Annotated in this window: 12 protein-coding genes; 7 read left to right on the forward strand and 5 right to left on the reverse strand. The window is 58.5% G+C overall.

The genetic code is table 11. From position 1 onward, the window contains the following. Positions 1-71: 71 nt before the first annotated feature. From yidC to rpmH, 4 genes are read right to left on the reverse strand one after another with little or no spacing between them, the layout of a single operon-like run. Positions 72-1,751 carry a membrane protein insertase YidC gene (yidC, locus tag HX851_RS04700; protein ID WP_177061906.1) on the reverse strand — a complete coding sequence of 560 codons (1,680 nt, stop codon included), beginning with the start codon at positions 1,749-1,751 and terminating at the stop codon, positions 72-74. A 2-nt stretch (positions 1,752-1,753) separates the two neighbouring features. Further along, entirely contained in the window at positions 1,754-1,999 is a 246-nt protein-coding gene (gene yidD, locus HX851_RS04705; RefSeq protein ID WP_039792602.1) for a membrane protein insertion efficiency factor YidD, read from the reverse strand. Beyond that, complete coding sequence (gene rnpA, locus HX851_RS04710; RefSeq protein ID WP_042937055.1) at positions 1,992-2,393, reverse strand: ribonuclease P protein component; 402 nt, start codon at positions 2,391-2,393, stop codon at positions 1,992-1,994. The genes yidD and rnpA overlap by 8 nt, the downstream gene beginning before the upstream one ends. A 16-nt stretch (positions 2,394-2,409) precedes the next feature. Beyond that, positions 2,410-2,544 carry a 50S ribosomal protein L34 gene (gene rpmH / locus HX851_RS04715; RefSeq protein ID WP_003213577.1) on the reverse strand — a complete coding sequence of 45 codons (135 nt, stop codon included), beginning with the start codon at positions 2,542-2,544 and terminating at the stop codon, positions 2,410-2,412. 566 nt (positions 2,545-3,110) lie between these two features. Between rpmH and dnaA the strand changes: the two genes are divergently transcribed. From dnaA to HX851_RS04740, 5 genes are all read left to right on the forward strand, one after another. After that, positions 3,111-4,622, forward strand: coding sequence for a chromosomal replication initiator protein DnaA (gene dnaA / locus HX851_RS04720; protein WP_177061908.1), 1,512 nt, complete (start codon positions 3,111-3,113; stop codon positions 4,620-4,622). A 38-nt stretch (positions 4,623-4,660) separates the two neighbouring features. Next, positions 4,661-5,764 carry a DNA polymerase III subunit beta gene (gene dnaN / locus HX851_RS04725; protein ID WP_017129282.1) on the forward strand — a complete coding sequence of 368 codons (1,104 nt, stop codon included), beginning with the start codon at positions 4,661-4,663 and terminating at the stop codon, positions 5,762-5,764. Positions 5,765-5,799: 35 nt separating this feature from the next. Beyond that, entirely contained in the window at positions 5,800-6,903 is a 1,104-nt protein-coding gene (recF, locus tag HX851_RS04730; protein ID WP_177061910.1) for a DNA replication/repair protein RecF, read from the forward strand. A gap of 4 nt (positions 6,904-6,907) precedes the next feature. Continuing rightward, on the forward strand, positions 6,908-9,325 hold the full coding sequence (gyrB, locus tag HX851_RS04735; RefSeq protein ID WP_177061912.1) for a DNA topoisomerase (ATP-hydrolyzing) subunit B: 2,418 nt from the start codon (positions 6,908-6,910) through the stop codon (positions 9,323-9,325). Positions 9,326-9,567: 242 nt separating this feature from the next. Further along, the gene (locus HX851_RS04740; RefSeq protein WP_177065181.1) at positions 9,568-9,972 is read left to right on the forward strand and encodes an ImmA/IrrE family metallo-endopeptidase; all 405 of its coding nucleotides are present in this window, start codon (positions 9,568-9,570) and stop codon (positions 9,970-9,972) included. Between the two features lie 246 nt (positions 9,973-10,218). Here the strand turns inward: HX851_RS04740 and HX851_RS04745 are convergent, their stop codons facing one another. Then, positions 10,219-11,106, reverse strand: a complete 888-nt coding sequence (locus HX851_RS04745) for a LysR family transcriptional regulator (protein WP_177061917.1) — start codon at positions 11,104-11,106, stop codon at positions 10,219-10,221. Between the two features lie 135 nt (positions 11,107-11,241). Here HX851_RS04745 and HX851_RS04750 point away from each other — a divergent pair, with 135 nt between their 5' ends. Both HX851_RS04750 and HX851_RS04755 read left to right on the forward strand, forming a co-directional pair. Next, a complete protein-coding gene (locus HX851_RS04750; RefSeq protein ID WP_177065182.1) occupies positions 11,242-12,891 on the forward strand; it encodes a GMC family oxidoreductase in 1,650 nt (549 codons plus the stop codon). A gap of 220 nt (positions 12,892-13,111) precedes the next feature. Then, positions 13,112-14,734 (forward strand): MFS transporter, encoded by a 1,623-nt coding sequence (locus tag HX851_RS04755; RefSeq protein WP_177065183.1) that lies wholly within the window; start codon positions 13,112-13,114, stop codon positions 14,732-14,734. Positions 14,735-14,815: the final 81 nt, after the last annotated feature.

Consider the following 14,815-nt stretch of genomic DNA (forward strand, 5'->3'; position numbering starts at 1 on the left):
TCAAAGCAGAAAGTGACAGATAGCAAAACGCCCCACTAGGGGGCGTTTTGAGTGGTTATCCACAGAGTAAGTTACGCAGCGGCTTTTTTGGTAGCGGCTTCGATCTTACGGGTGATGTACCACTGCTGGGTGATCGACAGGCAGTTGTTTACAACCCAGTACAGCACCAGACCGGCAGGGAACCACAGGAAGAAGAAGGTGAAGATGATCGGCATCAGCTTCATCACCTTGGCCTGCATCGGATCCGGCGGAGTCGGGTTCAGACGCTGCTGGATGAACATGGTCGCGCCCATGATGATCGGCAGGATGAAGAACGGATCCTTGATCGACAGGTCGGTAATCCACAGGATGAACGGCGCCTGGCGCATTTCCACGCTTTCCAGCAGAACCCAGTACAGCGAGAGGAAAACCGGCATCTGCACGAGGATTGGCAAGCAACCACCCAGCGGATTGATCTTCTCTTTCTTGTACAGCTCCATCATGGCTTGCGACATTTTCTGCCGGTCGTCGCCATGTTGCTCTTTCAGCGCAGCCAGTCTCGGGGCAACGGCACGCATGCGGGCCATCGACTTGTAGCTGGCAGCCGACAAGGGGAAGAAAAGCCCTTTGATCAGCATGGTCAGGACGATGATCGAGAAGCCCCAGTTGCCGAGCAGGCTGTGGATATGTTGCAGCAGCCAGAAGATCGGCTGGGCAATGAACCACAGGATGCCGTAGTCAACGGTCAGTTCCAGACCTGGGGACAACTCTTTCAGCACGGCCTGGCTCTTCGGACCGGCGTAGAGGATCGCGCTGGTTTCGACTTTCTGGCCTGGTGCAACGGTCAGCGAAGGACCGGTGTAGCCGATGATGTAGTTACCCTGGCTGTCCTTGCGGGTGGTCACGACATTGCTGTCGCCCTTGGCAGGGACCCACGCGGTCACGAAGTAGTGTTGCAGCCAGGCTACCCAACCACCTTGTACGGTTTCTTTCAGCGGGCCCTTGTCGATATCTTTCATCGACACTTTCTTGTACGGCTCGGAACTTGTCCACAGGGCGGCGCCCAGGTAGGTCGCGGTGCCGGTGGCGGTGCTGGAAGACGGGTCGCTGCTGGCGTCGCGTTTCAACTGGGCGAACATCGCACCCGACCAGGGCTGGGCGCTTTCGTTGTCGATCAGATAGGAAACGGTCACGTCATACAGGCCGCGTTTCAGACTGAAACGCTTGATGTAGTTGACGCCGTTCTCGCTGAACTTCAAGTCGACGACCAGTTTGTCCTGACCGTCAGCCAGTTGATAACTCTTCTGTTCGGAAGAGTACAGAGGGCGACCGGCGGAGCTGGAGTCGGGACCGTTGGCGCCGATCAGGCCGCTTTGTGCCAGATAGGTACGCTCGCCGCCGTTATCGAACAGCTGGAACGGGATTTCCGGGTGATCCTGGCGACGTGGATACAGCGGCAACTTCAGTTGCGCAACATCCCCACCTTTTGGATCGATAGCCAGGTCGAGCACATCCGTCTTGATATGGATGAGGTCTTTGCTGGCGGCAACCGGTGCTTCAACGGGAGCACTGGTGTCATTGGCAGCTCGTGGAATGTCATCACTGGCGGCGGCATTGCTGCCGGTTGCGGTATCCGGCAAGCCAGAAACGGTGGTGCTGGCAACATTCTGAGTCGGCAGGGCAGCCTGACCGTAGTCCTGGTTCCATTTCAGGACCCCGACATAGGTCACGATTGCCAGGGCGACGATCAGGATCGTGCGTTTGATATCCATGATTACTCGGCCATCGAAGAAGAACGGGAGGTAGGGATAGGTGGAACCGGGTCATAACCACCGGCATTCCACGGATGACAGCGACCTAAACGACGAAAGGTCAGCCAGCCACCGCGCAGGAGTCCATGAGTTTCGATGGCTTCGTACGCGTAGCAGGAACAACTGGGGTAGAAACGACAGTGGCTGGCCATCAGGGGACTGATGGCGTAGCGGTAAAACTGGATCGGAACGAGCGCCAGTTTACGCATCTGGACTGTCTACCCCTGCAGGTTCGGTTTTGACGGTGGCTGCCGGCGCATTACGGGCCAGGCGCTTCCACAGTTTGCCGAAATGCTGAATCAATTCGGGGTTTTCTACGTCCCCCAAACCTTTGCGCGCGACGATAACAATGTCCCAGCCGACCAGTGAATCCTGGTGCAGACGGAACGATTCGCGCATCAGACGTTTGAGGCGATTGCGCTCAACGGAGAGCTTCACGCTCTTTTTACCGATAACCAGCCCCAGACGGGGATGATCGAGGTCGTTGTTGCGCGCAAGGAGCAGGAGATTTTTCCCCGGAACCTTGCCGGTAGGGGAGTCAAAGACTGCCTTGAAATGTCGTGGCGTAAGCAGACGCTTTTCCCGACTGAAGTCCTGACTCACCACCAGTGCCGGATTATCAAACTGCCAGACGAGCGCGGCCTTTGGCGCGACGACGCGACAGGACGGCACGGCCGTTCTTGGTTGCCATGCGAGCACGGAAACCGTGGGTGCGGGCGCGTTTGATAGTGCTGGGTTGGAAAGTACGTTTCATGGCGTTGCTACCTGGTTCGTCACAACGGGCCGGAATGGCCCCCGTTTTAAGAGACCGGGGATTCTAGAGAAAGCAAGCCTCTAGGTCAATTTCCAACCAGCTTTTACTTCTTATAGGTATTCGCCGTCCCCGTGCTTGATCAGCTCGTGACCTAGATATAGAAATAAAGAAGGGAATTATTTAAAGCTTTTCTGTAAAGCTTATAAAAGCTTAGGACGCCATCCTCTGTGGATAAGTACCTTAAGGCCTTTAATCACCTACTGTACAGAGAATGACAACACGGTGGGGAAACGGTGTCCTGCCTGTGCTGCGCTATCGGATAAGCTGTGTGTGGAATGGCCTGTTATCCACAGGCGGGTTACCCACAGACTTTCGACCCCACTTGTGCAACGGCCTCAAGGGCGGTTATCCACAGAGCTTATGCACATACCATTTGTCGCTTTGTTCACAGATAAGATGTTGATTCATTGGGTTCTCCCTTCAATCGACGTGTGGATAAGTGCTCTGCCTGCCGGTACAATGGCCGCTTGTTTTTGCCTCACCGGCTTTCAACTTAGGGGATATCCGTGTCAGTGGAACTTTGGCAGCAGTGCGTGGAGCTTCTGCGTGATGAGCTGCCTGCCCAGCAATTCAACACCTGGATCCGTCCACTACAGGTCGAAGCCGAAGGCGACGAGTTGCGTGTCTATGCACCGAACCGTTTTGTGCTCGACTGGGTGAATGAAAAGTACCTGGGACGTTTGCTCGAACTGTTGAACGAGCACGGTAATGGCCTGGCGCCTGCCCTTTCCTTATTAATAGGCAGCAAGCGCAGTTCCGCTCCGCGTGCTGCACCGAATGCGCCGCTGGCTGCTGCTGCCTCCCAGGCGATGGCGGCCAGTGCTGCTCCGGCACCGGCGCCCACACCGGCACAACAAGCCCCGACGCAGAAGCAGGTGGTCGAGGTCAGCGAAGAGCCGTCCCGTGACAGTTTCGACCCCATGGCCGGCGCCAGCTCGCAGCAGGCCCCCGTGCGTTCGGAACAACGTACCGTCCAGGTCGAGGGCGCGCTCAAGCACACCAGCTACCTGAACCGCACCTTCACTTTCGAGAATTTCGTCGAGGGCAAGTCCAACCAGCTGGCACGTGCCGCGGCCTGGCAGGTGGCGGACAACCCCAAGCACGGCTACAACCCGCTGTTCCTGTATGGCGGTGTCGGCCTGGGTAAGACCCACTTGATGCATGCCGTGGGTAACCATCTATTAAAGAAGAACCCGAACGCCAAGGTGGTCTACCTGCATTCGGAGCGCTTCGTCGCGGATATGGTCAAGGCGTTGCAGCTCAACGCCATCAATGAATTCAAGCGTTTCTACCGTTCGGTGGACGCCCTGCTGATCGACGACATTCAATTCTTCGCTCGCAAGGAACGTTCCCAGGAAGAGTTTTTCCACACCTTCAACGCCCTGCTCGAAGGCGGTCAGCAGGTGATTCTCACCAGCGACCGTTATCCGAAGGAAATCGAGGGTCTGGAAGAACGCCTCAAGTCGCGCTTCGGCTGGGGCCTGACCGTTGCGGTCGAGCCGCCGGAACTGGAAACCCGGGTCGCGATCCTGATGAAGAAGGCCGACCAGGCCAAGGTCGAACTGCCTCACGACGCGGCGTTCTTCATCGCCCAGCGTATCCGTTCCAACGTTCGTGAACTCGAGGGTGCGCTGAAACGGGTGATAGCCCACTCGCACTTCATGGGGCGCGACATCACCATCGAGCTGATTCGGGAGTCGCTGAAGGATCTGCTGGCCCTGCAAGACAAGCTGGTGTCTGTGGATAACATCCAGCGCACCGTGGCCGAGTACTACAAGATCAAGATTTCCGACCTGCTGTCCAAGCGCCGCTCGCGCTCGGTGGCACGTCCGCGTCAGGTCGCGATGGCCCTGTCCAAGGAACTGACCAACCACAGCCTGCCTGAAATTGGTGATGTCTTTGGCGGACGCGACCATACTACGGTCTTGCATGCATGCCGCAAGATCAACGAACTTAAGGAATCCGACGCGGACATCCGCGAGGACTACAAGAACCTGCTGCGTACACTGACCACTTGAGAACTGCAGCGCAGCTTACTAAGGCAAGGGACTAGACCATGCATTTCACCATTCAACGCGAAGCCCTGTTGAAACCCCTGCAACTGGTCGCAGGCGTCGTCGAGCGCCGCCAGACCTTGCCGGTGCTCTCCAATGTTCTGCTGGTTGTCGAAGGCCAGCAACTGTCGCTGACCGGCACTGACCTGGAAGTCGAGCTGGTCGGTCGCGTCCAGCTCGAAGAGCCCGCCGAGCCGGGGGAAATCACCGTGCCGGCGCGCAAGCTGATGGACATCTGCAAAAGCTTGCCGAACGATGCCCTGATCGACATCAAGGTCGACGAGCAGAAGCTGGTGGTGAAAGCCGGTCGTAGCCGTTTCACCTTGTCGACCCTGCCGGCCAACGACTTCCCGACCGTGGAAGAAGGCCCTGGTTCGCTGACCTGCAGCCTGGATCAAAGCAAGTTGCGCCGCCTGATCGAGCGCACCAGCTTTGCCATGGCCCAGCAGGACGTGCGCTATTACCTCAACGGTATGTTGCTCGAAGTCTCTGCCGGGGTGATCCGTGCCGTCGCTACCGACGGCCATCGCCTGGCGATGTGCTCGATGCAAGCCGATATCGGTCAGCCTGACCGTCACCAGGTGATTGTGCCACGCAAAGGTATTCTCGAACTGGCTCGCCTGCTGACCGAACCGGAAGGCAATGTCAGCATCGTGCTGGGTCAACACCATATCCGTGCCACCACGGGTGAATTCACCTTTACCTCGAAGCTGGTCGACGGCAAGTTCCCGGACTACGAGCGCGTCCTGCCCAAAGGTGGCGACAAGCTGGTACTGGGCGACCGCCAGGCACTGCGTGAAGCTTTCAGCCGTACCGCGATCCTGTCCAACGAGAAGTACCGTGGTATTCGTCTGCAACTGGCCAACGGTCAGTTGAAGATCCAGGCCAACAACCCGGAGCAGGAAGAAGCCGAGGAAGAAGTGGGCGTCGACTACAACGGCGGCTCCCTGGAAATCGGCTTCAACGTCAGCTACCTGCTGGACGTGCTGGGCGTGATGACCACCGAGCAGGTTCGCCTGATCCTGTCCGACTCCAACAGCAGTGCGCTGGTCCAGGAGTCGGATAACGATGACTCGGCCTACGTCGTCATGCCGATGCGTCTGTAACGGTGCCTCGCCTCTTCATGCCCAGCACACGTTAGATGTCCCTCAGTCGTGTTTCGGTCACCGCGGTGCGCAACCTGCACCCGGTGACCTTCTCTCCCTCCCCGCGTATCAATATCCTTTACGGCGCCAACGGCAGCGGAAAAACCAGCGTGCTGGAAGCTATCCACTTGCTCGGTCTCGCCCGTTCGTTCCGTAGTACCCGCCTGCTGCCAGTGATCCAGTATGAGCAACTCGCCTGTACGGTATTTGGCCAGGTCGAACTGGCCGAAGGTGGACACAGCGCCTTGGGAATATCCCGTGATCGCCAGGGCGAGTTCCAGATCCGCATCGACGGCCAGAACGCCAAGAGCGCCGCACAGTTGGCCGAGATCCTGCCGCTGCAGTTGATCAACCCGGACAGCTTTCGCTTGCTGGAGGGCGCGCCGAAGATTCGTCGACAGTTCCTCGACTGGGGAGTGTTCCACGTGGAACCACTTTTCATGTCGACCTGGCAGCGCCTGCAGAAGGCCCTGCGGCAGCGGAACTCATGGCTGCGGCATGGTACACTTGACGCCGCTTCGCAAGCGGCCTGGGACCGGGAATTGTGCCTGGCCAGCGCCGAAATCGATGAATACCGCCGCGCTTATATCAAAGCCTTGAAACCAGTCTTTGAGCAGACCTTGAGCGAGCTAGTCGAACTCGAGGGCTTAACGCTTAGCTATTACCGTGGTTGGGACAAGGACAAAGAGCTGAGTGCCGTGCTCGCCTCATCCCTGCATCGGGACCAGCAAATGGGTCATACCCAGGCCGGACCACAACGAGCTGATTTGCGCCTCCGATTGGGCGCACACAATGCCGCGGACATCCTGTCGCGGGGTCAGCAGAAATTGGTGGTCTGTGCATTGCGTATCGCTCAGGGGCATTTGGTCAGTCAGGCCCGGCGCGGCCAATGTATTTATCTGGTGGATGACTTGCCGTCCGAGCTGGACGAGCAACATCGTCACGCGCTGTGTCGCTTGCTTGAAGACTTACGCTGCCAGGTATTTATCACCTGTGTAGACCACGAATTATTGAGGGAAGGCTGGCAGACGGAAACGCCAGTCGCTTTGTTCCACGTGGAACAAGGCTGTATCACCCAGACCCACGACCATCGGGAGTGAAGGCATGAGCGAAGAAAATACGTACGACTCGACCAGCATCAAAGTGCTGAAAGGTTTGGATGCCGTACGCAAACGTCCCGGTATGTACATTGGCGACACCGATGATGGTAGCGGTCTGCACCACATGGTGTTCGAGGTGGTCGATAACTCCATCGACGAAGCTCTGGCCGGTCACTGCGACGACATCAGCATCATCATCCACCCGGATGAGTCGATTACCGTACGCGACAACGGTCGCGGCATTCCGGTCGACGTGCACAAGGAAGAAGGCGTTTCCGCAGCCGAGGTCATCATGACCGTGCTGCACGCCGGCGGTAAGTTCGACGACAACTCCTACAAGGTATCTGGCGGCCTGCACGGTGTAGGTGTGTCGGTGGTGAACGCACTGTCCGAACTGCTGGTGCTGACCGTACGTCGCAGCGGCAAGATCTGGGAACAGACCTACGTCCACGGTGTGCCTCAAGAGCCGATGAAAATCGTCGGTGAGAGCGAAACCACCGGTACCCAGATTCACTTCAAGGCTTCCGGCGAAACCTTCAAGAACATCCATTTCAGCTGGGACATCCTGGCCAAGCGGATTCGTGAACTGTCCTTCCTCAACTCCGGTGTCGGCATCGTCCTCAAGGACGAGCGCAGCGGCAAGGAAGAGCTGTTCAAGTACGAAGGCGGTCTGCGTGCGTTCGTTGAATACCTGAACACCAACAAGACCCCGGTCAACCAGGTGTTCCACTTCAACGTCCAGCGTGAAGACGGCATCGGTGTGGAAATCGCCCTGCAGTGGAACGACAGCTTCAACGAGAACCTGTTGTGCTTCACCAACAACATTCCGCAGCGCGATGGCGGCACTCACCTGGTGGGTTTCCGTTCGGCGTTGACCCGTAACCTGAATACCTACATCGAAGCGGAAGGTCTGGCGAAGAAGCACAAGGTCGCCACCACCGGTGACGATGCCCGTGAAGGCCTGACCGCGATTATTTCGGTGAAAGTGCCGGATCCGAAGTTCAGCTCCCAGACCAAGGACAAGCTGGTTTCTTCCGAAGTGAAGACCGCGGTCGAACAGGAAATGGGCAAGTACTTCTCCGACTTCCTTCTGGAAAACCCGAACGAAGCCAAGCTGGTGGTCGGCAAGATGATCGACGCCGCCCGTGCCCGTGAAGCGGCGCGCAAGGCCCGTGAGATGACCCGCCGCAAAGGTGCACTGGATATCGCTGGTCTGCCGGGCAAATTGGCTGACTGCCAGGAAAAGGACCCTGCCCTTTCCGAACTGTATCTGGTGGAAGGTGACTCTGCTGGCGGTTCCGCCAAGCAGGGTCGCAACCGTCGTACCCAGGCGATCCTGCCGTTGAAGGGCAAGATCCTCAACGTCGAGAAAGCCCGTTTCGACAAGATGATCTCGTCCCAGGAAGTGGGTACGCTGATCACCGCACTGGGCTGCGGTATCGGTCGTGACGAGTACAACATCGAGAAACTGCGTTATCACAACATCATCATCATGACCGATGCTGACGTCGACGGTTCGCACATCCGTACCCTGCTGCTGACCTTCTTCTTCCGCCAATTGCCGGAACTGATCGAGCGCGGCTACATCTATATTGCCCAGCCACCGCTATACAAGGTGAAGAAAGGCAAGCAGGAGCAGTACATCAAGGACGACGACGCCATGGAAGAGTACATGACGCAGTCGGCCCTGGAAGATGCGAGCCTGCACCTGAACGAAGACGCACCGGGTATTTCCGGTGAGGCGCTGGAGCGTCTGGTGAACGACTTCCGCATGGTGATGAAGACCCTCAAGCGCCTGTCACGCCTGTATCCGCAGGAGCTGACCGAGCACTTCATCTACCTGCCGGCGGTGAGCCTGGAGCAGCTGGGTGATCACGCGGCGATGCAGGAATGGCTGACCAAGTATGAAGTCCGCCTGCGCCTTAACGAGAAGTCCGGCCTGGTCTACAAGGCCAGCCTGCGCGAAGACCGTGAACGTAATGTCTGGTTGCCGGAAGTCGAACTGATTTCCCACGGCCTGTCGAACTACGTCACCTTCAACCGCGACTTCTTCGGCAGCAACGACTACAAGACCGTGGTGACCCTGGGCGCGCAACTGAGCACCCTGCTCGACGAGGGTGCCTACATCCAGCGTGGCGAACGCAAGAAAGCCGTGACCGAGTTCAAGGAAGCCCTGGACTGGTTGATGGCCGAGAGCACCAAGCGCCACACGATCCAGCGCTATAAGGGGCTGGGTGAAATGAACCCGGATCAGCTCTGGGAAACCACCATGGACCCGGCGGTACGCCGCATGCTGAAAGTGACGATCGAAGACGCCATCGGCGCCGACCAGATCTTCAACACCTTGATGGGCGATGCGGTAGAGCCACGCCGTGACTTCATCGAAAGCAATGCACTGGCGGTGTCCAACCTGGATTTCTGACGAGTTGCAGGTTCACAGAGTAGTTGTGCATTTACACACGTATAAATGGTTCGGCCAACCCCCTCGGGTTGGCTGACCATACCCAAAGGAGGCCCGCTGTCAGCGGGCTTTTTTTGGGTGCGGTAAAAGTGGGTAGAACGAGAGAAATATCAGGTGTCAACTTAAGTTTGACCAAAAAACTTGACTTGTGCAGAATCGCAACTCATTTTTAGCGTGCCAACCCATTGATACGAGGAGGCCGAATGGAGTACCGCACTGCAAACGACGTCCTTCAAGCGCATTGGGATGGACGTCTCCCCGTGAATCCTCAGGCAATTGCCGTAGCCATGGGGATCGAGGTGAAATCTCTCACACCCTTCCAACCGGAAACATGGAAGGAAAATGAGAGCGGCCACTATTCCTATCGTGAAGGAAAGCCTCTGATCACCTACAACTTCACGGACGCCCCTGTTCGACAGCGTTTTACTATCGCTCATGAAATTGGCCACCACGTGCACGGAGATCTTGATGCCCCACGAGACACCTCCGAACAGTTCAGTGCAAAGGCTCGCGATCCAAAAGAGATTGCCGCAAATAGGTTTGCCGCTGCTTTGCTGATGCCGGCGGCGCTGGTTAAGCACCTTGTGCTTGAGCAAAGAGATCACTGATCTGTCCCGCTTGGCTAGAACCTTCGGTGTCTCGACAGCCGCCATGGAGTTCAGACTGAAGGCGATTGGGCTTTTATGACCGATACCAGCGACGACTTATCTCTTGGCGAGGTCGACAATCCAGAATTGATCAGTGATTACCTAAAGAAAGAAGCCTGGAGGATGCGATGAAAGGACCGCAGCACTGATTCGAAGTCTATCCTCCCGCAAAGCTTCCCATTGCTTATGTTGGCGCTAGCCCTACACTCATTCGGCCAGCAGTAGCTCTTGCTCCTTCGCACACAACTCCAACAGAAAATCCCACACCACCCTCAGCCGCACCGACTTGTGCAGCTCCCTGCGGGTGCTCATCCAGTAACTGCGCTGGATCGTCTCCTGGGGCAGTATGCGCATCAGTTGCGGATCGTCCTTTGCCATGTAGTTGGGCAGCACCGCGATGCCCAGGCCGGCCCGTGCGGCGATCTGCTGGGCGATCACGCTGGTGCTGCGGAAGGTCACGTTCGGCGAGCGGCAGAAGTCGTCGAGAAACAGCAACTCCTGGCTGAACAGCAGGTCGTCGACATAACCGATCCACTGGTGTTGCGAAAGATCGTCGCGGCTTGTCAGCCGTGGTGCCCGGGCCAGGTAGGCCGGGCTGGCATAGAGGGCCAGGCGGTAGTCGGTGAGTTTGCGGGTGATCAGCATATCGGCGTGGGGCCGGTCGAGGTGGATACTGATCTCGGCCTCGCGGTTGAGAATGCTGACGAAGCGTGGCACCGCCACCAGTTCGACTTCCAGCCCGGGGTAGCGCTCGAACAGGCCACCCATGCGCGACGTGAGAAACATGATGCCGATGCCTTCGGTCACACCCAGGCGAATCTTGCCCAGGGGCGCGATGGCCTGGGTGATTTCCTCCTGGGCCAGCAGCGCGACGTTCTCCATGGCTTCGGCGTGCTTGAGCAAGGCCTGGCCCGAGGGCGTCAGTTCATAACCCTGGGCATGCTGGACGAACAGCGCGGTGCCCAGGCTCTGTTCGATGGTTTCGATATGCCGTGCGACCGTGCTGTGGGTGGTATTCAGCCGCTTGGCTGCTGTCAGCAAACGTCCGCTACGCTGTAGTTCGAGGAAAAATCGCAGATCGTTCCAGTCAAACATAGGGCTCCTTGTGAATCGTCGGGTTCACCTGCCTTGCTTGAAAACGCACAGCACTTGCGCAAAAACGAACGTTTTCATCTCGAAATTAATCAATAACATGAGCTGATACAAGAACAATAAACGGCGAGGTTGCTGATGCCATCTGCCCATTTGCCTTATGACTATGTGATCGTCGGTGCCGGGCCCGCCGGCTCTGTGCTGGCCAATCGGCTATCCGCCGACCCGCGGAACAATGTGCTGCTGCTCGAAGCTGGCGGTCAGGATAACTACCCGTGGATTCATATTCCGGTCGGTTACCTGTTCTGCATCGGCAATCCACGCACCGACTGGTGCTTCAAGACCGAATCCCAACCCGGCCTGCAAGGTCGTAGCCTGAGCTATCCGCGCGGCAAGGTGCTTGGTGGCAGTTCGTCCATCAACGGCATGATCTACATGCGCGGCCAGGCCGGCGACTATGATCGCTGGGCCGAACAGGGCAATCCGGGCTGGGCCTGGAAAGATGTGCTGCCGTTGTTCAAGCACAGCGAAAACCACTTCGGCGGTGCCGGCGAATTCCACAGCGACCAAGGCGAATGGCGGGTGGAACAACAGCGTTATTCCTGGCCGATCCTCGACGCTTTCCGCGACGCCGCCGCTGAAAATGGTATTGCCAGCGTCAGTGATTTCAACGCTGGGGATAACCAGGGCTGTGGTTATTTCCAGGTCAACCAGCGTTGCGGAGTACGCTGGAATTCAGCCAAGGCGTTTCTGCGACCGGTGCTCAAGCGCCCCAACCTGACCATCCTCACGGGCGTGCAGGTCGACCGGGTCAGCCTGGAGAACGGTCGGGCGACGGCGGTTCTGGCCCGTTGGCAAGGTGAGGAGCATCTGTTCCCGGCCCGCCGGGAAATCATTCTCTGCGCCGGCTCGGTCGGCTCTCCCGGGATCCTGCAACGCTCGGGTATCGGTCCGCGCCCGCTGCTGGAAAGCCTTGGGATTGCCGTCCGCCACGAGCTGCCGGGCGTGGGTGGCAACCTGCAGGACCATCTGCAACTGCGGCTGATCTACAAGCTCAGCAATGCCCGCACCCTCAACCAGGTGGCTAACAGCCTGTGGGGCAAGGCCGGCATGGGCCTGCGTTATCTCTACGACCGCAGCGGCCCATTGGCGATGGCACCTAGCCAGTTGGGCGCTTTTGTGAAGTCGAGCCCGGAGCAGAGTTCGGCCAACCTGCAATATCACGTGCAGCCGTTGTCGCTGGAGCGTTTCGGCGAGCCGCTGCATCGCTTCCCGGCTTTCACCGCTTCGGTGTGCAACCTGCGTCCGCTGAGTCGGGGCCGCATCGATATCCGTTCGGCCAATCCGGACGATGCACCGCTGATCGACCCCAATTACCTCAGCGATCCCGAGGACCTCAAGGTCGCCGCCGAATCCATTCGCCTGACCCGGCGCATCGTCGACTCCCCCGCCCTGCGCAGGTTCAAGCCCGAGGAGTACCTGCCCGGCGCTTCCCTGCAAAGCGAAGAACAGCTTTACGAGGCCGCGGCGAAGATCGGCACCACCATCTTCCATCCGGTCGGCACCTGCCGCATGGGCAACGGCCCGCAGGATGTCGTCGATGCCCAGTTGAGGGTGCATGGCGTGCCGGGGTTGCGAGTGGCGGATGCCTCGATCATGCCCCAGATCACCTCCGGCAATACCTGCTCGCCGACGGTGATGATCGCCGAGAAAGCCGCACAGATGATTCTGCAAGATGCCCCGGCCATTCATGACCGACGAACGGAGGAGATCCCCGTCCCCCTGTAGGAACTGGCTTGTGTAGGAGCTGGCTTGCCAGCGATGGCGTCGGCATGGGCAGCGCATGACCCAAGGGCCTCATCGCCGGCAAGCCAGCTCCTACAAGGACTGTGTTTCTCCGGTAGGGAATGTAAATACAGCAAAAGCGGATTCCGGTGGCAGTCAGCCGGAATTCACAGTGGAACAACAACAATAATCACTGTGGCCCACAAGGCCGAGGACATAACGCATGTCGGACTATATCGAGCAACAGTCAACGTCGGTGCCCGCCAGCACGGGCAAGGAAGAACGAAAGATCATTTTTGCGTCATCCCTCGGGACCGTTTTCGAGTGGTATGACTTTTTTCTCTATGGCGCCCTGGCGGCGGTGATCAGCAAGCAGTTCTTTGCCGGGGTCAACGACACCACCGCGTTTATCTTCGCCCTGATGGCCTTTGCCGCCGGCTTCCTGGTGCGGCCGTTCGGCGCGCTGGTGTTCGGCCGGCTGGGGGACATGATCGGGCGCAAATACACCTTCCTCATGACCATCATTCTGATGGGCCTGTCGACCTTTGCCGTGGGCCTGTTGCCGACCTACACCAGCATCGGTATCGCCGCGCCGATCATCCTGGTGCTGTTGCGAATGCTCCAGGGCCTGGCGCTGGGCGGTGAATATGGCGGTGCCGCGACCTATGTGGCCGAACACGCACCGGCCGGCAAGCGGGGTTTCCACACCGGCTGGATCCAGTCCACGGCGACCCTCGGCCTGCTGCTGTCGTTGCTGGTGGTTCTGGCCAGTCGCTACATCAGCGGCGACCAGTTCGAAGTCTGGGGCTGGCGCCTGCCGTTCCTGCTGTCGATCTTCCTGCTGGCGATCTCCACCTGGATTCGCCTGAGCATGCACGAGTCGCCGGCCTTCGTGAAAATGAAGGCCCAGGGCAAGGTCAGCAAATCGCCGATCCGCGAGTCCTTCGGCTCCTGGCCGAACCTGAAGATCGTCCTGACCGCGCTGTTCAGCATCAACGCCGGGCAGGCGGTGACCTTCTACACCGCCCAGTTCTACGTGATGTTCTTCATGACCCAGATGCTCAAGATGGACCCGACCCAGGCCAACACCCTGCTGATTATCAGCGTGGTGATCGGCGCACCGTTCTTTGTCCTGTTCGGCTGGCTTTCGGACAAGATCGGACGCAAACCGATCCTGATGCTCGGCCTGTTGCTGGCGACCGTCTGCTACTTCCCGCTGTTCAAGGCCCTGAGTCATTACGCCAACCCGCAGGTGGACGCCGCCAGCCGGCAGGCGCCCATCGTCGTGATGGCCGATCCGGCCGGTTGTACCTTCCAGTTCGACCCTGTGGGTAAAGCCCGTTTCGACAGCCCCTGCGACAAGGTCAAGACCTTCCTGGTCAAACAGGGCCTGCCCTACGATTCCCAGGCGGCGGCGCCTGGCTCCACGGTGATGGTTTCAGTGGGCGAGCAGAAGATCACCGGCTTCGACGAAGCTGCGATGCGTGCGGCCATCACCCAGGCCGGCTACCCGGCCAAGGCCGACGCGGGTTCGGTGAACGAGCCGATGGTGGTCCTGCTGATCGTATTACTGATCCTGATCGCCACCATGACCTACGGCCCATTGGCGGCGGTGATGGTCGAGTTGTTCCCGACCCGGATCCGCTACACTTCGATGTCATTGCCCTACCATATCGGCAACGGCTGGTTTGGCGGATTCCTGCCGACCGTCTCGTTTGCCCTGGTGGTCTACACCGGCAATATCTTCTACGGCCTCTGGTACCCGGTGCTGGTTACCGGGATCAGCCTGGTGGTCGGGCTGTTCTGCCTGAAAGAAACCAGGGATGTGGATATCGACAAGGTCTGAGGTTTTCACGGGCATGAAAAAACCGGCATTAGCGCCGGTTTTTTTATCGCCGGGAAAAACTTATGCACGATTTCCGTTGAA

It is taken from the genome of Pseudomonas gingeri (assembly GCF_013385635.1).
GTDB lineage: Bacteria > Pseudomonadota > Gammaproteobacteria > Pseudomonadales > Pseudomonadaceae > Aquipseudomonas > Aquipseudomonas gingeri_A.

What these genes read in the sequence shown, in the direction of transcription:
- yidC (WP_177061906.1), bottom strand. Translation starts at nt 1,751, where the DNA reads ATGGATATCAAACGCACGATCCTGATCGTCGCCCTGGCAATCGTGACC.
- yidD (WP_039792602.1), bottom strand. Translation starts at nt 1,999, where the DNA reads ATGCGTAAACTGGCGCTCGTTCCGATCCAGTTTTACCGCTACGCCATC.
- rpmH (WP_003213577.1), bottom strand. Translation starts at nt 2,544, where the DNA reads ATGAAACGTACTTTCCAACCCAGCACTATCAAACGCGCCCGCACCCAC.
- dnaN (WP_017129282.1), top strand. Translation starts at nt 4,661, where the DNA reads ATGCATTTCACCATTCAACGCGAAGCCCTGTTGAAACCCCTGCAACTG.
- recF (WP_177061910.1), top strand. Translation starts at nt 5,800, where the DNA reads ATGTCCCTCAGTCGTGTTTCGGTCACCGCGGTGCGCAACCTGCACCCG.
- gyrB (WP_177061912.1), top strand. Translation starts at nt 6,908, where the DNA reads ATGAGCGAAGAAAATACGTACGACTCGACCAGCATCAAAGTGCTGAAA.
- HX851_RS04740 (WP_177065181.1), top strand. Translation starts at nt 9,568, where the DNA reads ATGGAGTACCGCACTGCAAACGACGTCCTTCAAGCGCATTGGGATGGA.
- HX851_RS04745 (WP_177061917.1), bottom strand. Translation starts at nt 11,106, where the DNA reads ATGTTTGACTGGAACGATCTGCGATTTTTCCTCGAACTACAGCGTAGC.
- HX851_RS04750 (WP_177065182.1), top strand. Translation starts at nt 11,242, where the DNA reads ATGCCATCTGCCCATTTGCCTTATGACTATGTGATCGTCGGTGCCGGG.
- HX851_RS04755 (WP_177065183.1), top strand. Translation starts at nt 13,112, where the DNA reads ATGTCGGACTATATCGAGCAACAGTCAACGTCGGTGCCCGCCAGCACG.